Below are 22,410 nucleotides of genomic sequence, written 5' to 3'. Positions count from 1 at the left end.
AGCAGCGTATATAGGCTGGCTGCATGATTGGTGTCACCCGCGACGGCCACGTGATGACCCTGGAGATGCAACGCGCCGAGCGACGCAACGCGCTGAACGTCGAACTGGTCGATGCCCTACGCGATGCGGTCGAGATGGCCGCGGCTGAAGACGTCCGCGCGATCGTGCTCACCGGTGCGGGCCATGTCTTCAGCGCAGGCGCCGACCTCTCCGACCCTTCGGGCGTCGCCGAGCAGTTACCCGACAAAGCCAAGGACCTGAACATCGCGATCGACAAGGCACCCGTGCCGGTGATCGGCGCGATCAACGGACCCGCGATCGGGGCCGGGGTCATCCTCTCGATGATCTGCGACCTGCGCGTCGTCGCACCCGATGCGTACTTCCAGTTTCCCGTCGCCAAATACGGCCTGGCGCTGGACAACTGGAGCATCCGGCGGCTGACCTCACTGGTGGGGGCCGGCCGGGCGCGAGGCATGTTGCTGGCTGCCGAGCGGCTCACCGCCGACGCTGCGCTGCAGACCGGGATGGCCAACCGCATCGGCACCCTCGCCGATGCCCAGGCCTGGGCCGCCGAGATCGCCGGGTTCGCGCCGCTGGCGCTGCAGCACGCCAAGCGGGTGCTCAACGACGACGGCGCCTACGAGGACCCGTGGCCCGAACACCAGGAACTGTTCGACAAAGCGTGGGCCAGCCAGGACGTCATCGAGGCGCAGGTCGCCCGCATCGAGAAGCGTCCACCGAGGTTCCAGGGCGCCTGATGATCCGCGGAGCGCTGCGCATCGGCTTCGGTACGGCCTCGCTGCTGGCCGGCGGTTGGGTGCTGCGGGCACTGCGTGGCGCGCCCGCCGCGCTGGGCGCCTCGCCCGCAGAGATCGAACCGGTCGCCCGGCGCTCCCCGAACTACCGCGACGGCGTGTTCATCAACCTCGAACCGGCGTCGATGATGAGCATCGACCAGGAGCAACAGCGACTGCTGGTGCGCGAGTTGGTCGGCTCCCGCGGTGCCACCAAGCCGGCCGGGCCCATTCCCGTCGTCACCCCCTCGCCGACCGACCCGGCGGCTGAGCAGTTGTCGACGTGCTGGTTCGGTCATTCCTCGGCGCTCGTCGAACTCGACGGCTACCGCGTGCTGGCCGACCCGGTGTGGAGTCGCCGGTGCTCACCCTCGCAGACCGTCGGACCCGAACGCATGCACGAGGTGCCCGTGCCGCTGGAGGCGCTGGCCGCCGTCGACGCCATCGTCATCAGCCACGACCACTACGACCACCTCGACATGGAGACGATCATCGGGCTGGCGCGAACCCAGCGCGCGCCGTTCGTGGTGCCGCTCGGCATCGGCGCGCACCTGCGCAAGTGGGGGATACCGGAGAGCCGGATCGTCGAACTCGACTGGAACGAAAGCCACACCATCGCCGACCTCACCTTGGTCTGCACCCCGGCGCGACATTTCTCCGGGCGCCTGTTCTCCCGTAACACCACGCTGTGGGCGTCGTGGGTGATCATCGGGCCCCGGCACCGCGCGTTCTTCGGCGGCGACACCGGCTACACCAAGAGTTTCGGTCAGATCGGGATGGACCACGGACCGTTCGACCTGACGCTGCTGCCGGTCGGCGCCTACCACCCGGCGTGGCCGGACATCCACATGAATCCCGAGGACGCGGTGCGGGCGCACCTCGACGTCGCCGAGGCGGACAACGGTCTGCTGGTGCCGATCCACTGGGCGACCTTCCGGCTCGCCCCGCACCCGTGGGCGGAACCGGTGGAGCGGCTGCTGCGGGCCGCGGACGCGGAGAACGTGCAGGTCGCGGTGCCGAAGCCGGGGCAGCGGGTGTATCGGGACGGGTCACCGCTCAACGACCCGTGGTGGCGGCTCTGACCGGTTACGGTTCACCTCATGAACGCACTGGCCAGGGCGGCCGTCGTGGGGCTGCTGCTCGTCGCGGGTTGCGCGGCGGAGCCGGCTGAACCAGGGCCACCCGCACCGTCGACTGCGCGGCCCGACGTCCCGCCCCCGTTGGTGCCCGCGATGCCGCTGCCGGAGAACGCGGTGGACAACGCCGTCGCGCAGCTCGACGGCATGGCCGAGGACCTGATGAAGAAATCGGGCATTCCCGGCATGGCCGTGGCCGTCGTGCACCGCGGGAAAACCGTGTACGCGAAGGGGTTCGGGGTCAAGGACGTCAAAGGCGCGGGCGGCGAGCAGAACCGAGTCGACGCCGACACCGTCTTCCAGCTCGCCTCGGTGTCCAAGTCGTTGACGGCGACGGTCGTCGCCCGCCAGGTCGGCGTGAACGCGATCAGCTGGGACACCCCGATCGTCTCCGAGCTGCCGTGGTTCGCGTTGTCGGATCGAGCGGTGACGCCGATGGTCAGTGTCGGGGACATGATGTCGCACCGCTCCGGGCTGCCCGACCACGCCGGCGACACGCTCGAGGACCTCGGCTTCGACCGCAGGCAGGTGCTCGAGCGGCTACGTCAGCTGCCGTTGGATCCGTTCCGGGTCTCCTACGCCTACACCAACTTCGGGTTCACCGCGGGCGCCGAGGCGGTCGCGGTGAACGCCAACAAGCCGTGGGAGCTGCTGGCCGACGAGGTGCTGTTCGATCCGCTCGGGATGGCGGCGACGAGCTACCGGTTCACCGACTACGAGGCCAGCGCAAACCGCGCCGTCGGCCACATCCACGTCGACGATCGCTACGAACCGTCCTACGTGCGCGACGCCGACGCGGAAGCGCCTGCGGGCGGGGCGAGTTCGTCGGTCAACGACATGACCCGCTGGCTGGCGATGATGTTGGCCGACGGTAACCACCAGGGTAAGCAGATCGTCGACGCGAAAGCGCTGCTGGCCGCGCTCACCCCGCAGGTCGTGTCCAGCCGGGCGACCGAACCCGCGATGCGATCGGGTTTCTACGGTTTCGGCTTCAACGTCGGAGCCACCTCGGCGGCCCGCATGGAGATCAGCCACTCCGGCGCGTTCGAACTCGGCGCCGGAACGAATTTCCTCATCCTGCCGTCGGCCGACGTCGCGATCGTCGCGCTCACCAACGCCACGCCCTCGGGCGTGCCCGAATCGCTGACCGCGCAGTTCGCCGACCTCGTGCAGTTCGGCGAGGTGCGCGAGGACTGGTACGGGCTGTACAGCGGCGTCTTCGCCGAGATGGAGAAGCCCGTCGGTTCGCTGGTCGGCAAGCAACCGCCCGCGAATCCCGCACCGGCGGCGCCGCTCCCGTCGTACATCGGCGCGTACGTCAATGGCTACTGGGGACCGGCGAGGGTTGCCGAGAAGGACGGCAAGCTGCGGTTGGCGCTCGGTTCGAAGCTCGATGTGCCGCTGACGCACTGGAGTGGTAACACGTTCACGTTCGAGTTCGTCAGCGAGAATGCGCCTCCCGGAACGGTTTCCACGGCGGTGTTCGACGGGAACAAGCTCGTGCTGGAGTATTTCGACACGTTCAAGAAGGGGACGTTCGTCAGGTGACAACCACCCCCGAGATGCAGGCCGCCGGGCTGACCGACTCTGAAGTCGCCCAACGCGTCGCCGACGGCAAGACCAACGATGTGCCGACGCGGGCCGCGCGCAGCGTTTCCGACATCGTGCGGGCCAACGTGTTCACCCGCATCAACGCGATCCTCGGCGTCCTGTTGCTCATCGTGCTGTCGACAGGATCGGTGATCAACGGCGCGTTTGGGTTGCTGATCATCGCCAACAGCGCGATCGGCATCATCCAGGAGGTGCGGGCCAAGCAGACCCTGGACAAACTTGCGATCGTCGGGCAGGCAAAACCGTTGGTGCGCAGGCAGTCCGGCACCAGGGCGGTGTCACCCGCTGAGGTGGTGCTCGACGACATCATCGAACTCGGCCCCGGCGACCAGATCGTCGTCGACGGCGAGATCGTCGAGGAGGCCAACCTCGAGGTCGACGAGTCACTGCTCACCGGGGAAGCCGACCCGATCGCGAAAGATCCCGGCGATACGGTGATGTCGGGCAGTTTCGTCGTCGCCGGAAGCGGTGCCTACCGCGCCACCAAGGTCGGCCGGGAAGCGTACGCGGCCAAGCTCGCCGAAGAGGCCAGCAGGTTCACCTTGGTGAACTCCGAACTGCGCAGCGGGATCAACAAGATCCTGCAGTTCATCACCTACCTGCTGATCCCGGCCGGGCTGCTGATCATCTACACCCAGTTGTTCACCACCGATGCGGATTGGCGCGAGTCGGTGCTGCGGATGGTGGGCGCGCTGGTGCCGATGGTCCCCGAGGGCCTGGTGCTGATGACGTCGCTCGCGTTCGCCGTCGGGGTGATCCGGCTGGGCCGTAGGCAGTGTCTGGTCAACGAACTACCCGCGATAGAAGGCCTGGCCCGCGTCGACGTGGTCTGCGCCGACAAGACCGGCACGCTGACCGAGAACGGTATGCGGGTCGCGGATCTGCGACGGCTCGACGAGATCGACGTCGGCAACATCCTGGCCCAGCTCGCCGCCGACGACCCACGGCCGAACGCGAGCATGCAGGCCATCGGCGAGGCGTACAGGATGCCGCCGGGCTGGACCGCGACCGCCGTCGCGCCGTTCAAGTCGGCCACCAAGTGGAGCGGCGCCTCGTACGGCGAGCACGGCAACTGGGTGATCGGCGCTCCCGACGTGCTGCTCGCGCCCGGGTCGCCGGTCGCCGAACAGGCCGAGCAGATCGGCGCCGCAGGTCTGCGTGTGCTGCTGCTGGGCGCCGGCGACTTGCCGGTCGACCACCCGGACGCACCCGGCCGGGTCACGCCGGCCGCGCTGGTGGTATTGGAGCAGCGCATCCGTCCCGATGCGCACGACACGCTGGAATACTTTGCCTCGCAGAAGGTCTCGATCAAAGTCATCTCCGGCGACAACGCCGTCTCGGTCGGGGCGGTGGCCGGGTCGCTCGGCTTGCACGGCGAGACGATGGACGCCCGTCGGTTGCCCGATGCACCCGACGCCCTGGCCGACACCCTGGAGGAGTACACCACGTTCGGCCGGGTCCGCCCCGACCAGAAGCGGGCCATGGTGCATGCCCTGCAGTCACGCGGGCACACGGTCGCGATGACCGGCGACGGGGTCAACGACGTGCTCGCGCTGAAGGACGCCGACATCGGCGTCGCGATGGGCTCGGGCAGCTCGGCGTCGCGCGCGGTGGCGCAAATCGTGTTGCTGGACAATAAGTTCGCCACTCTGCCGTACGTGGTCGGGGAGGGCCGGCGGGTGATCGGCAACATCGAACGCGTCTCGAACCTGTTCCTCACCAAGACGGTGTACTCGGTGCTGCTGGCGGTCTTCGTGGGAATTGGCGGCTTGTCTTCCAAGTTCTTCGACACCGACCCGCTGCTGTTTCCGTTCCAGCCGATCCACGTCACGATCGCGGCATGGTTCACGATCGGCATCCCGGCGTTCATCCTGTCGCTGGCGCCGAACAACGAGCGCGCACACCCGGGGTTCGTGCGCCGGGTGATGACGGCGGCGCTGCCGTCGGGGCTGGTGGTCGGAGTCGCGACGTTCACCTCCTACCTGGTCGCGTACCAGGGGCGCGAGGCCACGCCGGTGGAGCAGACTCAGGCGTCGACCGCGGCGCTGATCACGCTGCTGGTCGCTGCGATCTGGGTGCTCGCCGTGGTGGCGCGGCCCTACCAGTGGTGGCGGGTCGCGCTGGTCGCGGTATCGGGTCTGGCCTACGTGGTGATCTTCTCGATCCCGATGGCGCAAGAGGTGTTCATGCTGGACATCTCGAACGTCAAGACGACATCGATCGCGTTGGGTATCGGCGTGGTGGCTGCGGCCGCTGTCGAGGCGATCTGGTGGGCGCAGGGGGCGGTGCTGGGAGAGCGTCGGCGGCTGTGGCGCTCGGAGTAGGCGGCCAGCGTAGGGTGGCCCCATGGCATTCCTCGACAAGGTGAAGAATCTGCTGGCCAAGAACGCCGACAAGGTGGACACCGCGATCGAAAAGGCCGGTGACATGGTCGACAAGAAGACCCAGGGCAAATACGCGCAGCACGTCGACAAGGCGCAGGACGCGGCCCGCAACTACGTCAACAAGGACAACCCCCCTGCACCGGGCACTCCGCAGCCGCCGCAGAACGCACCGCAGCCGCCGCAGCAGCAACCGCCGGCGGCTCCGCCCACCCCGTAGCCGATGGCCAAGCTTTCCGTCTCCGTCGACGTCCCATTGCCGCCGGAGCAGGCATGGGCGTGCGCATCCGACCTCGCGCGCTACAAGGAGTGGCTCAGCATCCACCGGGTGTGGCGCAGCAAGCTGCCCGAGACCCTGGAGAAGGGCACCACGCTGGAGTCCATCGTCGAGGTCAAGGGCATGCCCAACCGGATCAAGTGGACCATCGTCCACTACCGGCCGCCCGAAGCCATGACGCTCAACGGCGACGGCGTGGGCGGCGTCAAGGTCAAGCTGCTGGGCAAGGTCAAACCGTCCGGCGACGGTTCCACGGTCACGTTCGACGTCCACCTCGGCGGGCCCGCGCTGTTCGGCCCGATCGGCATGGTGGTCGCCGGTGCGCTCAAGGGTGACATCCGCGAGTCGCTGAACAAGTTCAAGTCGGTGTTCGCCCCGGCTCAATAGCTCCCATACCAAGTGGACCCACCCGTTCGGCGTACACGTGGTGGTCCCTACCGGGCACCGCACGATCTCGCCCGGCGTCGAGCAGAATCTGGGGTGCTTGTACGCACGCACAGGGCCGGGGGTGCTGGTCTGCGAAATGGTCCTAGCGCCGAGATTGCATTCAGGGTTGTGCTGATCTGAGAAAACGACCACAGCCGTGTGTGCAATCTCGAGCATAGGAAGCCGAAAACGAACCACACCGAACTCGCGAACCTCGAACTCTCACTGACGACAACGACTCAGGACACTAGGAACTCAACCGGTCTCGCAGGTCGCGCTTGAGCACCTTGCCGTAGCTGTTCTTCGGCAGCTCGTCGATGAACTCGTAGCGCTTCGGGCGTTTGAACCGGGCGATCCGCTCGAGAAGGTGCGCATCGAGTTCGTCGGCCGACACGTCTCCGACGATGAACGCCACGACGACCTCGCCCCACTCCTCGTCGGGCGCGCCGACCACGCCGGCCTCGACGACGCCCGGATGCTCGAGCAGCACTTCCTCCACCTCGCGGGGATAGATGTTGCTGCCGCCGCTGATCACCACGTCCTTCGACCGGTCACGCAGCGTGAGGAAGCCCAGGTCGTCGAACGATCCCATGTCGCCGGTGCGCAGCCAGCCGTCCTGCAGCGTGGCTGCCGTCGCCGCCGGGTTGTTCCAATAGCCGGACATGACAACGTCACCGCGACAAACGATTTCGCCGATTTCACCGGCCGCGGCCGGTGTTCCGTCGGTCCGCAGCACCGCGACATCCACGCCGGAGCGCGCGTACCCGACGGATCCGAGCACCGCATCGTCGGCCCACCCTTCACCGGCGAGGTGATCGGCGCGGCGCAGGCCGGTGATCGTCATCGGCGCTTCGCCTTGGCCGTACAGCTGAACGAAAATGGGCCCGAACGCCGCCATCGCCTTCTTCAGGCTCTCGACGTACATCGGGCCGCCGCCGTAGACGATCGTTCGCAGGTTCCGTGGACAGGCCCGCCCGGTCTGCACCAGGCGCTGCACCATGGTCGGCGCCAGGAACGCGCTGCAGCCGGGATGGTGTTCGCACAGGTCGAGGAACTCGTCCGGCTCGAACAGCCCCGATTCCGGTATCACCTGGCGGGCCGCGCGCAACACATACGGCGGGATGTACAGCCCCGAACCGTGCGACATCGGCGCACCGTGCACCAGGGCGCAGTTCTCGTCGGGCGAGTCGAAGTCAGCCAGATGCGACACCGTCATCGCCATCAGGCTGCGGTGCGACAGCATCGCGCCCTTGGACTTACCGGTGGTCCCGCTGGTGTAGAACAACCACGCCAGCAACTCCGGGTCGGTGGAGCGCGGCGGCGTCAACGGGACTGCGGTGAAACGCCTTTCATAGCTGTCGGTGCCGATGATTTCGATCGGCACGCCGGTTTCAGGTGCGAGCACCGAGGCGATCTTCGGTGACGCGAACACCTGCGTCGCGCCGGAATCCTCCAGGATCTGCACCATCTCGCGCGGATGCAGCTTGTAGTTGATGGGCACGTAGACGCATTCGGCCGCCCACACCCCGAACATCAGCTCGATGATCTCCGGGCGGTTCTCGCTCGCGACGGCTACGCGGGTGCCGGGTGCGTCGAGCGAGGCGGCCACGCATAGTGACCGTTCCCGCAGCTGAGCCCACGTCCGAAGTTGCCGCTCACCGTGATACACCGCACCGCGCTCGCCGAAGCGGCTCGCCGCCTGGTCGAGCAGCGAGAACAGGTTCAACTCTTCACCCATTCCGAGTTGAGGGCGAAGTCCGACAGGTATTTGGTCGACGTCCAGCCGCCGTCCACGACGATCTCCTGTCCGTTGATGAAGCTCGCACCCTCCGAACACAGGAACGCCACCGTGCTCGCGATGTCGTTGACCTCGCCCAGCCTCGGATACGGTGTCATCTCGGTGTTGATCTTGCGGAACCGCGAATCCTCCAGACGCGTCGCGACCATCGGCGTCAGGGTCACCCCAGGTGCGACGGCATTGCACCGGATGCCTTGGGGCCCATACTGACACGCGATATGTCTGGTCAGTGATGTCAGCCCGCCCTTGGCGGCCGAGTACGCGCCACCCCGCAGACCGCCCACGACCGAGAAGGTGGAGGTGATGTTGATGATCGCCGAGCCGGGCTCCATGTGGCCGACCACCTCGCGTGCCAACCGGAACGGCGCCCGCAGCATCAAATCCAGGAAGTAGTCGAGCGATTCGTCGTCGGTCTCGTGCAGCGGTTTCGGGCTGCCGACGCCGGCGTTGTTGATCAGGAAGTCGATGCGGCCCCACCGGTCCAGCGCGGTCTGCACGATGCGGTGCGGCGCGTCGTTGGCGGTGAGATCGACCGCGACGGTGGCGACGCGGTCGCGATCGCCGATCGCCTTCTCCAGTCCGGACAGCCGATCCTCGTCGCGTCCGGTGCCCACGATCACCATTCCGGTCTCGGCCAACTTGGTCGCGCAACCGAAGCCGATACCGCTGCTGGCCCCCGTCACGATCGCTACCTGAACCATTTCGCTCCTCGTGTCCGCGGTCATGTCAGGGCCGCTCGAATCTGGTGCTTCAACACTTTCCCGGCGTCGTTCTTCGGCAATGCGTCCCAGATGACGACCTGCTCGGGCGCTTTGAATCGCGCGACGCCGTGGTCCTCCAACAGCGCCCGCATACCCGCCACATCGGGAGGCGCCTGACCGGCTGCGACGACGACGGCGCAGGCCCGCTCACCGGTGCGGTCATCGGGCACCCCGACGATCGCGATCTCCGCGATACCCGGGTGGCCGATGAGGATGTCCTCGACCTCCTTGGGTGAGATGTTCTCCCCGTTGCGGATGATGATGTCCTTGGCGCGGCCGGTGACGACGAGATATCCGTCGTCTACCCAACAGCCGAGATCGCCTGTGCGGAAATAGCCTTCGTCGTCGAAGGCGGCCGTCTCGTCCTCCAGGTGCAAATAGCCGACGAGCATCTGCGGGCCACGCGCGCGGATCTCGCCGTCGACCAGCCTGACGTCCGCGATACCCGGCTTGCCGTCGGTGTCGGCGGCATGGTCGGCGTCTTCCAGCGAGCCGACCGTGGTCACCGGAACCTCGGTCGAACCGTAGACGCGCGACACCGCCGCCGTCTCGAAATATCCAGTGGCCGTGCGGATCAGCGACGGGGGCACCGACGCGCCCCCGCAGATGAACACCTTGAGGTCGGGAAACCGGGTGTCGGCGCGCTGCGCCGCCGAGAGCAACCCGTCGAGAAACGGGGTGGCCCCGGCCATGTGGGTGACGCGCTCGGCGAGCATCAACCCGACGGCGGCATCCGGATCCCAGCGTTCCATCAGCACGGCGGTGCTGCCCAGTAGCAGCGGGCACTCGAACGCGTATATCGATCCGCCGATGTGCGCGATCGGTGACGGCACCAGAAACGTGTCGCCGTCCACGACGTGCCAGTGTTCGCCGATCTGACGGATCAGCGCATGAATTGAGTTGTGGGAGTGCAGCACGCCTTTCGGGCGGCCGGTGGTGCCGGAGGTGTAGAGGATCATCCGCACCGTGTCGGCGTTCAACACCGGCAGCACGGCAGCGCCCGGGCCGCCGGACAGCGATCCGTACGAGGTGTGACGGCCTGCGTCGCCGCGCACGACGATCACCTCGGGCGGCGCGGCCATCGCGGCGGTGACCCGGTCGAGCATCGCGACATAGTCGTGCTTGTTGAACGTCGCCGGCACGAAGATCGCCCGGCAGTCGGCGTCGCTCAGGATGAACGACAGTTCTCGGTCGCGCAGCGAGGGCAGGATCGGGTTGACCACCATCCCGGCCAGCGTGGCACCGAGATAGACGACGGCCGCTTCGTGCCAGTTCGGCAACATGAACGACACCACGCTGCCCGCGGGCATCCGGGACATCAGCGCCTGTGCCAGCGCGGCGGCCTGATCGTGAAGTTGCCTGCAGGTGAGCCGGATGTCGCCGTCCACCAACACGGTTCGGTCCGGCGTCGACACGGCGGCGTCGCGCAACGAGTCGGCCAGCGTGTCGTGCACCCACAGCCCGCGCCGGTACGCATCGGCGGTGCGGTGCTCGTCGACCCTCACGGTTGCCGCCTAGCCCTTGATTCGGCGCATCGTCATCGAGTGGCGGTACCGCGACGACGGGTGAGTGTTGAGGGTGACCTGCGCGACCTCGCCGTCGGAGGTCTTGTACGTCCTGCGCATCTCCAGCGCGGCACTGCCCGCGTCGACCTTGAGCGCGTCGGCCAGTTCCGGCGTGACCGTCACCGCCGCCATCTCCTGGTGCACCTCGACGATGCTGACCCCGAACAGATCCTCGATCAGCGGGAAGATCGGGCCGGAATGTCGTTGCAGCAGGCGCCCGACCGCGGCGAACGCGCGGTTGATGTAGTACTCCGTCGTGCAGACCGGTGCGTCGCTGCCCTCGGCCTGCCGGCAGCCCCGCACCGCGAGCCACTGCGAACCGGCCTGCAGGCCGGTGCGGGCGGCCAGTTCATCGTCGATGGTGACCATCGCGTTGGACTCGATCGTGAGCTGCGCGCCCGCCGCGAACGCCAGCAGATCGTTGATCGAAACCACGTCTTGCGCATACGAATTGGTCGCCGGACGGGGGACCACCAGCGTTCCCGCGCGGGGCCGCGACGCGACGAGGTTGTCCTCGCGCAATCGTCGCAGCGCTTCGCGGACGGTGTACCGGCTGACGGCGAACCGCTCGCACAACTGCTGTTCGGTGGGCAACTGTGAGCCCACCGGGTAGATGCCGTCGACGATCTCCTTGCGCAACGTGCGTGCGACCTGAAGATAGCGATGGTCAGTGGGGGCGGTCATGTCCGTCGCAGCGCGAGCACGCTGCCCTCGCCGTCGGCCGACACGTAGAGTGTGCCGTCACCTCCGACGGTGATCCCCGCGAACGGCCCCTGCGGTCCGGAGAACGGCGGCATTCCCTTGAGCGGCTTGGGCTCCACCCCCGGAGGCGGGCCGACCGGTAGACCCGAGGCGATCGTCGTGCGCGCGTCGGTGTTCAAGTCGACCGCGACGACCTCCTTGGCGCCGGCGTCGACGATGTAGAGCACGCCGTCGGCGACCGCGATGCCCTGCGGCCGCTGCAAGCCGTCCACCACCGTCTCGACGGCACCGGAAACCGATACCACGCGGCCCGCGCCCGACTCCGCGACCAGCGGACGGCCCGCCGGGTCGAACACGACACCAACCGGGTCCTTCAATCCCGAGGCCAACACTTCGGTGCTGCCCGAACGCAGCGCGTGGACACGGCCGGTGCCGAGTTCGGCGAACACGATGGTGCCGTCAGCCCCGAGCGCCACACCGTAGAGCTGGTCGAAACCATCTGCCAGGTAATCGGTTTCGCCGTCAGCGGGGCGGTACCGCGCAATCTGACCGCCCGACGTGGCGACGACGAACACACCCGCACCGGCGGGAGCCAGCCCGCGGAGGAAGCCGGGATAGCCGGGGGAGAACAGCATCCCGACCGTCTGCAGCGACCCGTCGGCGTCGACGCGGTAGAAGTAGGTGCCGTCGGCGACGTAGAGGTTGCCGTCGCTCACCGCGAGGTCCAGCGGCCAGTTCAGGCCGCCGGCAAGCAGCGTGCGGGTTTCACCGCCGCCGAGGACCTCGGTGATCTCACCGGTGAAGTTGGAGACGAAGAGCCGATCGCCGACGAAGGTCAGGTTGTCGAGTCCCGGGTTCAGTTGTGCGAGCGTGGTTTTCTCGCCGCTGCGCGGATCGATGCGCAGCACCTCACCGCTGGCCACCTGCGTGGAGATGATATGGCCCTGGGAGTCGAACTTCAGCGCGTCGGGGACACCGAGGTCGGCCGCCACCCGCTGCGGCGAACCGCCCGCGGGATCGATGCGCCAGATCTCGTTGGCCGTCATCAACGGGTAGTACAGCAACCCGTCGGGGCCGACCTCCATCGCGTTCGGCGACGGCAGGTTCTCCAGCAGGATGCGTTCGGCGCCGGTGCTGCGGTCGAGTTCCATCAGGCGACCGCCCTCGCGGCACTCGTTGACGAACAGCCGGTCCTGATGCACGGTGATCCCGTTGGCGCACGGCAGATCGTCGCGCAGCACCCGGGTGCGGCCGCCGGTGTCGCGGATGCTGACCCGCCCGTCCATCACCTCGGTCGCATACAGGTTGCCGGCGGAGTCGAATGCGACGTCGTCCGGCGCGACGATGTCACCGCCCTTGGCGCTGACCGTGTCGAGGGCATCGGTGCCCAATTCAAGTGCGCTGATCTGGCTGCCCGTCACCTGGGCGATGTAGACGCGTCCATCCGGACCCGTGCGCAGCCCGTTCGCGCCGAACAGCCGGCTGGGAGCGGTCACGCGTTCGATCCGCCAGCCCTCGGCAGCGGCCGGCGCTGGGCCGGGCGAGTAACGGGTGGCCTGCTGTGAGCTCGTCGCGGATGGTGTCATGATCTCGCACGCTAGCAAGCTCTACTAGTCCAGACAATAGGCGAGATAAAGTGCTCAACGACCCTTGACGAGCTGATTCGCGCTGGGGAATAGTGTTCTGCAACATGGAGAGCACCATTTATTGTCCGGACAAATAGCATGGGCGACCTTCTGAGGCTGGACGGGCGCATCGTCGTGGTCTCGGGCGCGGGCGGCGGCGGCATCGGCACCACCGTGACCCGGATGGCGGCCGAGGCCGGTGCGACGGTTGTCGCCGTGAGCAGGTCGAAGGAAAACCTCGACGAACACGTCGCACCGCTGGCCGCACACGGTCTTCCGGTCGTGCCCGTGGCCGCCGACGCGTCGACCGACGACGGCATCGCGACCGTCATCGACCACGTCCGTCGCGCCGACGGCGACCTCTACGGGTTGGTGAACATCGCGGGCGGGGCCGCACCGACGACCTGGATGCCCTCGACGCGCGTGACGCGTGATGACTGGCGCGCGCTGTTCGCCGCGAACCTCGAGACCGCGTTCTTCATGAGCCAGGCGGTGAGTCGGGAACTGCGCAGCCTCGGCCTCAAGGGGTCGATCGTCTCGGTTTCTTCGATCAGCGGAATGAACACCGCGCCGTTCCACATCGCCTACGGAACGGCCAAGGCCGCGATCGTCGCCATGACCCGCACCATGGCCGTCGAGCTCGCGCCCGACAACATCCGCATCAACGCCGTCGCGCCCGGCGTGACCGAAACCGCCGCGTCGGCCACCTACGTCGACGAGGACCCCGAACGCGACCGCCGGGCGATCGCGATGGGCAGGCGCGGCCGGCCCGAGGAACAGGCGGGCGCGATCCTGTTCCTGCTGTCCGATCTGTCCAGCTACATCACCGGTCAGACGCTGCTCGTCGACGGCGGCCTGAACCTGAAGTGGACGCATCTCGGCGCCGACAACACCTCGCTGTTCCTCAAGGACGAATCGTTTCGCGGCGCGATCAAGGAGTTCTGATGACCGACATCGAAATCACCGCAGCAGAAGAGCTTTCGGAACCCATGACCATCAGCGTGGACGCCTACGTCTCGGAGGATTACGCCCGCGCGGAGCGCGACAAGCTGTGGCGCAAGGTGTGGCAGCAGGTCGGCCGTGTCGAGGAGATCCCCGAGGTCGGTAGCTACCTCACCTACGACATCCTCGACGACTCGATCATCATCGTACGAACGGGCGCGCACACCTTTGCGGCCCATCACAACGTCTGTATGCACCGGGGCCGCCGTCTGGTCGACACTCCCGACGGCGCGAAGAACGCTGTCGGACGGGCGCGCAAGTCGTTCGTGTGCGGATTCCACGGCTGGACATACGGTCTCGACGGGGCGTGCACCCACATTCGCGAGCAGGACGACTGGAAGGGCGCGCTGACGCCGGACAACACCCATCTCGTCCCCGTCCAGGTCGACACCTGGGGCGGATGGCTGTTCATCAACATGGACCCCGACTGTGAACCGTTGGCGGACTTCCTCTTCCCGGCCGCGAAGATCCTCGACCCGTTCGGCCTGGAGAACATGCGCTACAAGTGGCGCAAGTGGCTGTATTTCGACTGCAACTGGAAAGTCGCGATGGAGGCCTTCAACGAGACCTACCACGTCTTCACCACGCATCCGGAGTTCAACAAGTTCGGCGAGTTCAAGGGTTGGGCCAAGGCGCAGGGCAAGCACAGCAACATCGGCTACGACGCACCCAAGGGCCTGGACGAGACCAAGTCCAAGATCCGCCTCGGCACCGGCGACCCGCGTATCTCCACCGCCGAGATGCAGGTCTACACAATGGAAGAGACCAACGCCACCACCACCCAGACATTGGTGAACGCGGCGAAGCGACTGGTCGACGAACTGCCCGAGGGCACGCCCGCCGACGAGGTGCTGCAGCACTGGCTGGCCTCCGCGCGGCGCGACGACGAGGCCCGCGGCGTCATCTGGCCGACCATTCCGCCCGACATCCTCGGCCAGAGTGGTACCGCATGGCAGATCTTCCCGAACTTCCAGGTCGGCCAGGGGTTGACCAGCGCACTGTGCTACAGCGCCCGGCCGCACCCGAGCTATGACCCGAACAAGTGCATCTTCGAGGTCGCCACCTACGAGCTGTACCCGAAAGGCCAAGAGCCGCAGACGGAGTGGCAGTACACCCCGAAGGACAGCCCCAACTGGCTGTCGGTGCTACCCCAGGACTTCTCGAACATGGCCGCGGTGCAGCAGGGCATGAAATCGCTCGGCTTCGGTGGCACCAAACCCAACCCCTACCGCGAGCGCAGCACCGTGAACCTTCACTACCAACTGTCCAAGTACATGGGCACCGGCGAACCGAGAGAGCTCTAGACAATGACAATGTTCGACACCTGCGGCCCCACGCAGACGCCCGACGACATCGACATCGACGCGCTGCGGGAGAAGTACGCCCAAGAGCGGGCCAAACGGCTTCGGCCGGAGGGCTCCAAGCAGTACGTCGAGTTGTCCGACGACTTCGCCGGCTACTACGAGGTGGATCCGTACACACCCGTCGCGCCGCGCGATCCGATCACCGAGGACATCGATGTCGCGGTGCTCGGCGGCGGCTTCGGCGGACTGCTGTCGGCGGCGCACCTGAAGAAGGCCGGTGTCGAGGACGTCCGCATCATCGAGCTGGGCGGCGACTTCGGTGGCGTCTGGTACTGGAACCGCTATCCGGGAATCCAGTGCGACAACGAGTCCTACTGCTACATCCCGCTTCTGGAAGAGCTCGACTACATCCCGAGCAAGAAGTTCGCCGACGGCCCCGAGATCTACGAGCACTGCCGGCGCATCGGCAAGCACTTCGGCCTCTACGACTCGGCGATCTTCTCCACCCAGGTGCGCGAAATGCGCTGGGACGAGCACGTCAAGCGCTGGCGGATCGCCACCAACCGCGGCGACGACATCCGGGCCCGCTTCGTCGTGCTGGCGTCGGGACCGTTTCACCGGCCCAAGCTGCCCGGTATTCCGGGCATGAAGGACTTCAAAGGGCACAGCTTCCACTCGTCGCGGTGGGATTACGAGTACACCGGCGGCGACTACACCGGCGGCATGGACAAGCTCGCCGACAAACGCGTCGCGATCATCGGCACCGGCGCCACCAGCATTCAGGTGGTGCCGTTCCTGGCCCGAGATGCGCAGCACCTGTACGTGTTCCAGCGCACGCCATCGACGGTGGATGCACGCAACAACGCGCCGACCGACCCCGAGTGGGTCAAGTCGCTGCAGCCCGGCTGGCAGAAGGAGCGGCAGCGAAACTTCCACTCGTGGACGTTCGAGGGGATGGCGCTCGGCCAGCCGGACCTGGTGTGCGACTTCTGGACCGAGCTCGGCCGCAACACCGCCGCCCGCGTCCTGTCGCTCGAAGACCCCGCCTCGATGACGCCGGAACAGTTCATGGCGATCCGCGAGGAAGAGGACTACAAGATCATGGAGCGGCTGCGCCGCCGGATCGCCGAAATCGTCGACGATGACGACACCGCCGAGGCGCTGAAGCCCTACTACCGCTTCCTGTGCAAGCGGCCGCTGTCCAACGACGACTATCTGCCGACATTCAACCGGCCCAACGTCACGCTGGTCGATGTCTCCGATTCCAAAGGCGTCGAACGGATTACCGAGAAGGGCCTGATCGCCAACGGTCAGGAGTACGAGGTCGACTGCATCATCTACGCCAGCGGTTTCGAGATCACCACCGAGATCAGCAGGCGCTACTCGATCGATGCGATCGAAGGGCGTGAAGGCGCCTCGCTGTACGACTACTGGCGCGACGGCTACAAGACGCTTCACGGCATGACGAGCCGCGGCTTTCCCAACCAGTTCTTCACCGGGTTCACCCAGGTCGGCATCTCGGCCAACATCGCGGCCAACTACGAACTGCAGGGCGAACACATCGCCTACATCATCGCCGAGGCGTTCAAGCGTGGCGCGACGGTCGTGGAGCCGACGCCCGAAGCGCAGGACGACTGGTGCAAGACCATCCGCGAATCCGCCGTCGACAACTCGGCCTTCGACGCGTCCTGCACTCCCGGCTACTACAACAACGAAGGCGGTGGTCCAGGATCTGAGCAGGGCGAGGGCATCCGCTCGCATCTCGGCGAGCCCTACGGCCCCGGTTTCTACGCGTTCGGCGATCTGCTCAAGGAGTGGCGTGACAAAGGCGATCTCGATGGGTTGGAGTTGACGAAGTGACCCCTTCCACGCGTCGAGCGCACGGTTGTTGCACACTTTTCGGCGATTTCTGTACAAGAAGCGTGCACTCGGCGCATGGCTGAGCTGAGATTCGACGGCCGCGTTGCGGTCGTGACGGGCGGCGGCAGGGGACTGGGCCGCGAGTACGCGATGCTGTTGGCGGCGCGCGGCGCCAAGGTCGTTGTCAACGATCCGGGGAGCAGCCTTGCCGGTGACGGGTCCGACGCCACGCCCGCCGCCGACGTTGTCGCCGAGATCACCGCTGCCGGTGGAGAAGCCGTCGTCAGCACCGACTCGGTGGCCACTCCGGCGGGCGGCAAGGCGATCATCGACACCGCCATCGAGCATTACGGGCGCATCGACATCCTGGTCCACAACGCCGGCATCGTCCGGCGCGCCCCGCTGGCGGAGATGACCTATGACGACTTCGAGGCCGTGCTCGACGTCCATCTGCGCGGGGCGTTCCACGTTGTGCGCGCCGCGTTTCCGGCGATGTGCGACGCCGGCTACGGCCGCATCGTGCTGACCTCCTCGATCGGCGGCCTGTACGGCAACCACGACGTCGCGAACTATGCGGTCGCCAAGGCGGGCGTGCTCGGGCTGTCCAACGTCGCGGCCATGGAAGGCGCCGCGCACGGCGTCAAGAGCAACGTGATCGTGCCCGCCGCGGTCACCAGGATGGCCGAGGGCATCGACACCTCGGCGTATCCGCCGATGGGTGCCGACCTGGTGGCCCCCGCGGTGGGCTGGCTGGCGCACGAAACCTGTTCGATCACTGGCGAAATGCTGATCGCGCTGGCGGGCCGGATCGCGCGCGCCGCGGTGGTGGAGAGCCCGGGCGTGTACCGGCCGTCGTGGTCGATCGAGGACGTGGGTGAACACATCGCCGCCATCCGGGACATGTCCGAGCCCGTCGTGTTCCCCGTCGTGCCCGACGGCCACAACGAGCACATCGGGTACAGCTTCGCGATGGCCCAGCGGGGAGCGATCCATGCCTAGCGGACCGCTGGCCGGCGTGCGCGTCGTCGACCTCACCGCGATGGTGATGGGTCCGTACTGCACGCAGATCATGGCCGACATGGGCGCAGACGTCATCAAAGTCGAACCGCCACAGGGGGACAACACCCGCTTCATCTCGGTGGGACCCGCAGCAGGAATGAGCGGGGTGTTCGTCAACGTCAACCGCGGCAAGCGCAGCGTCGTGCTGGATCTGCAGACCGAGAGTGGCAAGGCTGCGATGCGCGCGCTGATCGAACAGGCCGACGTGTTCATCCACTCGATGCGCGCCAAGGCGATCGCCAAGCTGGGCTTCGGCTACGACGAGGTCGCGGCGATCAGCCCCGCGATCATCTACACGAACTGCTACGGCTACGGCCGCCGCGGACCCGACCGCGACCGGCCCGCCTACGACGACACCATCCAGGCCGAAGCCGGATTGCCCGCCGTGCAACAGCAATTGACGGGTGAGGCCGATTACGTCGGCACGATCCTGGCCGACAAGGTGGCCGGGCTGACCGCCCTGTACGCGACGACGATGGCGCTGTTCCATCGCGAGCGCACCGGAGAGGGGCAGGAGGTCGAGGTCGCGATGTTCGAGACGATGGCATCCTTCATGCTGGTCGAGCATGCCAACGGCGCCATGTTCGACCCCCCGCTCGGGCCCGCGGTGTACCCCCGCACGGTGGCGCCCAATCGCAGGCCGTACCGCACCAGCGACGGTTACATCGCCGCGCTGATCTACAACGACAAACACTGGAAAGCGTTCGTCGACGCGGTGCGGCCCGCGTGGAACAACGACACCTACGCCACGCTCGAACGACGAGCCCACAACATCGACGTGGTCTACGGGCTGCTGGCCGAGACCATGAAGGAACGCACGACGGCCGAATGGCTGGCCCTGTTCCGTGAACTCGAGATTCCCGCGGCACCGCTGAACACGCCGGACGCGCTGTTCGACAACGCCCACCTCAACGCGGTCGGGCTGTTCGAGACCGTCGAGACCCCGCAGGGGCCCGTGCGGTTCCCCGGCGTGCCGACCTGGTTCTCCCGGACGCCGGGCAAGGTCGCCGGACCGGCCCCGGCGTTGGGCGCCGACACCGAAGCCGTGCTCGACGAGCTCGGCCTCAACGCACCAGTGGAGCCGGTGTAGCCATGGACTTCGAGATGGGTCCCAAGGCCGCCGAGTTGCGCGGTGAATTGCGCAGGCTGGTGAAAGAGCATGTCCCCGAGCATTATCTGGGTGCGTTCACCGATGACCCCGCCGATCTGGAGATCGCCCAGCGGTTCTGCCGCATGCTCGCCGAACGTGAACTGCTGTGCCTGTCCTGGCCCCGGGAGTTCGGCGGCGGCGGCGCCTCGGTGTGGGAGCAGACCGTGGTGCGCGAGGAGATGTGGGCACATCACGAACCGCGGGGCGCGCAGTACATGGGTGTCAACTGGGTCGGCCCGATCATCATGCGCCACGGCACCGAAGAGCAGCAGCGCAAACATCTTCCGCCGATCGCGCGCGGTGAGGTGATCTGGTGTCAGGGGTTCTCCGAACCCGAGGCGGGTTCCGACCTGGCGTCGCTGCGCACGAGCGCCCGGCGCGATAGCGACGGATGGTTGGTCAGCGGGCAGAAGATCTGGACGTCGTACGCGACGATGGCGCAGTGGTGCTTCCTGCTGGCGCGCACCTCTCGCGTGGGAGAAGGCGCAACCCAAAAGAAGCAACAGGGCCTGACCATTTTCCTTGTACCGATGGACGATCCGGCGATCCAGGTCCGGCCGATCCGGTGCATGATGGGCCCGCACCACCTCAACGAGGTGTTCTTCGACGACCTGCGCGTCACCGAAGCGGATGTGCTCGGGACGGTCGACCACGGCTGGTCGATCGTGCAGGACGTGATGGCCTTCGAGCGGGTCGGCATCGCGCGGTACGCGCGTTGCGAACGCCTGCTCGCCGCGGCGCCCACCGTGCTCGGCGACCGCTGGGACGACCTGCCGGCCGAGTTGCGCGGCCGGTGGATCCGGATGCTGACGCACTGCCGACGCGCCCGGTTGATGGCCTATCGCGTGGTCTCGCTGCAGAGCAGCGGACGCATCCAGCCGGGCGATGCCGCCGCCTACCGAATCGCGGTCACCAAGCTGGACCAGGACAGCGCGGAAGTGCTGATGGACATCGCGGCCGAAGTGTCGCACGACGATTCGCGCGCCAAGTGGTTCCTCGGCGAGGTCGAGGACCACTGGAAGTACTCGCAGGCCTCGACCGTCTCGTCGGGCAGCATCGAGATGCAGCGCATCCTGCTGTCCCGCGCGCTGTTGGCGGCGGCGAAATGAGCGAGATGATCCTCGACCTGTCCGATGACGCCAAAGAGTTCGGGCGCGAGGCGCTTCGGGCATTCGAGGCGGCCGGCGGCGACCAGCTGGTGCAGCAGGCCGAGGCCAAACCGTGGGAGCGTGAACCGCTGGTCGGTGCGATCCTGAACGGGCTCGGCGCGTGGGAACTCGATGCGCGCAGCGACGCCGACGGCCTCGAAGCGGCCGCCGCGTTGTGCCGCAGCGCGGGCTACTGGGCGCTGCCTTATCCGGTCGCCGAACGGCTGTCCGCCCCCACCGATCTCGCCACCGACGGGCTGATCGTCGTGGCGGGTAGACGGCCATCGGCGGCTATAGGCGGTCTTGAAAGCCGCTGGACGGCGGTGACTCTCGACGGTGTACGCAGCGCCGTGACCGGGCTAGGCCCCACCGGCGCAGGCTTCGTCGCCGAACTGCAGACCGCCCGGGTCGATGACGACGGCGCCGCCGACGTCGCGCTCGCGATGGTGCTGCCGTGCTGGACGCTGCTCGGCATGCTCGACAGGGCGATCGAACTGACCGTCGCACACGTCACCCTGCGCAAGCAGTTCGGCCAGCCGCTGTCGTCGTTCCAGGCTGTGCAGTTCCAGCTGACCGATGCCGAGGTCGAGCGCGGTGGCCTCGACATCCTCGCCAAGTACGCGCTGTGGAGCGCCGGTACCGCACGGCCCGAGGCACTCAACGACGCTCTTGCCCTTCGGATGTCGGCGCTCGAAGCCGCCGAAGTCGTGTTCCGGGTGTGCCACCAGTTGCACGGCGCCGTCGGCTTCTGCGACGAGACCACACTGTCGTGGCTGTCGCGCTACAGCCAGCCGATGCGCCGGCTGCCGCTCGGTCTGTCCGCCACCCGGGACGAGTTGACCCGCAGGGCGGGCGGCGGAGGCCTGACGGGGTTGTACGCATGAAGGTCGCGGTGATCGGCACCGGCTTCGGCAAGCACGCGGCGGCGCCCGCGTACGCCGGCCTCGGATTCGATGTCGAGGTCATCAGCCCGCGCGACGAGGCCGCTGTCAAGGCCGCGCTCGCGTCCGACGTTGATCTGGTCTCCGTGCATTCGCCACCGTTCCTGCACCTCGAGCACGTGAGCGGCGCGATCGACCACGGCCATGCGGTGTTGTGCGACAAGCCGTTCGGGCGCAATGCCGCCGAGGCCGCCGCCATGCGGGACAAGGCGAAGCAAGCCGGTGTGCTGCACTTCCTCAACTTCGAGTTCCGGTTCAACGAGTCATGGGCGCGGCTCAAGGGGTTGGCCGACAGCGGAGCGATCGGAACACCCCGGCACCTACACTGGACCTTCTTCGGAAGCGGGCTGCGCGGCCGCAAGCTCGGCTGGATCAACGACGCGGAACTCGGCGGCGGCTGGATCGGCGCCTACGGCTCCCATCTGATCGACTTCACCCGCCACCTCTACGGCAGCGAGATCACCGACTGCGGCGGCGTCCTGCGTGCCGACATCGACGGCGCGACCGCGGAGGACTCGTACTCGGCGTGGTTCGTGATGGCCAACGGCTGCACCGCCACCCACGACACCGGCTTCGCGGCCGCCGTACCGTCCGCGCCGACGGCAACGCTGATCGGCACCGAGGGCACCATCGAGCTGACGGCCGACACCACCCTGGTGGTGCGCCGTCCGAAAACCGACCCCGAGACGGCCGAGTTCGCGCCGCCGCCGCGACGTTCACCACCGCCTGCGCTGACGACGTTCTTCGGCGAGGTGGCCGAGGCCTTGCGCACCGGTACCCAGATCGCACCGTCGTTCGACGACGGAGTCGCCGTCGCCGAGGCCATGGACCGCCTGCGGGCCAAGGCGGTGCGCCTGTGACTCCCGCCGA

The 22,410-nt window shown here is 67.3% G+C and carries 19 protein-coding genes; 14 read left to right on the top strand and 5 right to left on the bottom strand.

Translation table 11 applies throughout. From position 1 onward, the window contains the following. Positions 1-23 precede the first annotated feature (23 nt). Genes AU188_RS08410 through AU188_RS08385 form a run of 6 tightly spaced genes read left to right on the top strand, consistent with a single transcriptional unit; the run spans position 24 to position 6,586 of the window. A complete protein-coding gene (locus AU188_RS08410; RefSeq protein WP_059163282.1) occupies positions 24-758 on the top strand; it encodes an enoyl-CoA hydratase in 735 nt (244 codons plus the stop codon). After that, positions 758-1,876, top strand: a complete 1,119-nt coding sequence (locus AU188_RS08405; protein WP_059163281.1) for an MBL fold metallo-hydrolase — start codon at positions 758-760, stop codon at positions 1,874-1,876. Before AU188_RS08410 ends, AU188_RS08405 begins: the two co-directional genes overlap by 1 nt. Before the next feature lie 18 nt (positions 1,877-1,894). Beyond that, the gene (locus AU188_RS08400; RefSeq protein ID WP_059163280.1) at positions 1,895-3,478 is read left to right on the top strand and encodes a serine hydrolase domain-containing protein; all 1,584 of its coding nucleotides are present in this window, start codon (positions 1,895-1,897) and stop codon (positions 3,476-3,478) included. 14 nt (positions 3,479-3,492) lie between these two features. Next, the gene (locus AU188_RS08395) at positions 3,493-5,865 is read left to right on the top strand and encodes a cation-translocating P-type ATPase (RefSeq protein ID WP_172799438.1); all 2,373 of its coding nucleotides are present in this window, start codon (positions 3,493-3,495) and stop codon (positions 5,863-5,865) included. A 22-nt stretch (positions 5,866-5,887) separates the two neighbouring features. Next, positions 5,888-6,142 (top strand): antitoxin, encoded by a 255-nt coding sequence (locus AU188_RS08390; protein ID WP_059163278.1) that lies wholly within the window; start codon positions 5,888-5,890, stop codon positions 6,140-6,142. Positions 6,143-6,145: 3 nt separating this feature from the next. Beyond that, entirely contained in the window at positions 6,146-6,586 is a 441-nt protein-coding gene (locus AU188_RS08385; RefSeq protein WP_059163277.1) for a type II toxin-antitoxin system Rv0910 family toxin, read from the top strand. Between the two features lie 286 nt (positions 6,587-6,872). Here the strand turns inward: AU188_RS08385 and AU188_RS08380 are convergent, their stop codons facing one another. From AU188_RS08380 to AU188_RS08360, 5 genes are read right to left on the bottom strand one after another with little or no spacing between them, the layout of a single operon-like run. Further along, positions 6,873-8,351, bottom strand: coding sequence for an acyl-CoA synthetase (locus tag AU188_RS08380; RefSeq protein ID WP_059163276.1), 1,479 nt, complete (start codon positions 8,349-8,351; stop codon positions 6,873-6,875). After that, on the bottom strand, positions 8,348-9,124 hold the full coding sequence (locus tag AU188_RS08375; protein ID WP_059163302.1) for an SDR family NAD(P)-dependent oxidoreductase: 777 nt from the start codon (positions 9,122-9,124) through the stop codon (positions 8,348-8,350). The genes AU188_RS08380 and AU188_RS08375 overlap by 4 nt, the downstream gene beginning before the upstream one ends. A 20-nt stretch (positions 9,125-9,144) precedes the next feature. Continuing rightward, on the bottom strand, positions 9,145-10,689 hold the full coding sequence (locus AU188_RS08370; RefSeq protein ID WP_059163275.1) for an AMP-binding protein: 1,545 nt from the start codon (positions 10,687-10,689) through the stop codon (positions 9,145-9,147). 9 nt (positions 10,690-10,698) lie between these two features. Beyond that, on the bottom strand, positions 10,699-11,433 hold the full coding sequence (locus AU188_RS08365) for a GntR family transcriptional regulator (protein WP_059163274.1): 735 nt from the start codon (positions 11,431-11,433) through the stop codon (positions 10,699-10,701). Continuing rightward, entirely contained in the window at positions 11,430-13,037 is a 1,608-nt protein-coding gene (locus AU188_RS08360) for an SMP-30/gluconolactonase/LRE family protein (protein WP_059163273.1), read from the bottom strand. Before AU188_RS08360 ends, AU188_RS08365 begins: the two co-directional genes overlap by 4 nt. Before the next feature lie 138 nt (positions 13,038-13,175). On the opposite strand from AU188_RS08360, the gene AU188_RS08355 reads away from it, so the two are divergent. The 8 genes from AU188_RS08355 (at position 13,176) to AU188_RS08320 (ending at position 22,400) form a co-directional block, all read left to right on the top strand. Beyond that, a complete protein-coding gene (locus AU188_RS08355) occupies positions 13,176-14,021 on the top strand; it encodes an SDR family NAD(P)-dependent oxidoreductase (protein WP_059163272.1) in 846 nt (281 codons plus the stop codon). After that, complete coding sequence (locus AU188_RS08350; protein WP_059163271.1) at positions 14,021-15,382, top strand: aromatic ring-hydroxylating oxygenase subunit alpha; 1,362 nt, start codon at positions 14,021-14,023, stop codon at positions 15,380-15,382. Before AU188_RS08355 ends, AU188_RS08350 begins: the two co-directional genes overlap by 1 nt. A gap of 3 nt (positions 15,383-15,385) precedes the next feature. Next, the gene (locus AU188_RS08345; protein ID WP_059163270.1) at positions 15,386-17,242 is read left to right on the top strand and encodes a flavin-containing monooxygenase; all 1,857 of its coding nucleotides are present in this window, start codon (positions 15,386-15,388) and stop codon (positions 17,240-17,242) included. Between the two features lie 75 nt (positions 17,243-17,317). After that, complete coding sequence (locus AU188_RS08340) at positions 17,318-18,241, top strand: SDR family NAD(P)-dependent oxidoreductase (RefSeq protein WP_059163269.1); 924 nt, start codon at positions 17,318-17,320, stop codon at positions 18,239-18,241. Further along, positions 18,234-19,391 carry a CaiB/BaiF CoA transferase family protein gene (locus AU188_RS08335; RefSeq protein ID WP_059163268.1) on the top strand — a complete coding sequence of 386 codons (1,158 nt, stop codon included), beginning with the start codon at positions 18,234-18,236 and terminating at the stop codon, positions 19,389-19,391. Before AU188_RS08340 ends, AU188_RS08335 begins: the two co-directional genes overlap by 8 nt. A gap of 2 nt (positions 19,392-19,393) precedes the next feature. After that, positions 19,394-20,560: an acyl-CoA dehydrogenase family protein gene (locus tag AU188_RS08330; protein ID WP_059163267.1), complete on the top strand. Its 1,167-nt coding sequence runs from the start codon at positions 19,394-19,396 to the stop codon at positions 20,558-20,560. Between the two features lie 5 nt (positions 20,561-20,565). Beyond that, complete coding sequence (locus tag AU188_RS08325) at positions 20,566-21,483, top strand: acyl-CoA dehydrogenase family protein (RefSeq protein ID WP_059163301.1); 918 nt, start codon at positions 20,566-20,568, stop codon at positions 21,481-21,483. Beyond that, positions 21,480-22,400 (top strand): Gfo/Idh/MocA family protein, encoded by a 921-nt coding sequence (locus tag AU188_RS08320; RefSeq protein WP_059163266.1) that lies wholly within the window; start codon positions 21,480-21,482, stop codon positions 22,398-22,400. The genes AU188_RS08325 and AU188_RS08320 overlap by 4 nt, the downstream gene beginning before the upstream one ends. Positions 22,401-22,410: the final 10 nt, after the last annotated feature.

It is taken from the genome of Mycobacterium sp. IS-3022, assembly GCF_001500065.1.
Classification (GTDB): Bacteria; Actinomycetota; Actinomycetes; order Mycobacteriales; family Mycobacteriaceae; genus Mycobacterium.
Note: the sequence above shows the minus strand (reverse complement) of the source record. Positions and strands in the feature narration are given on the sequence as shown.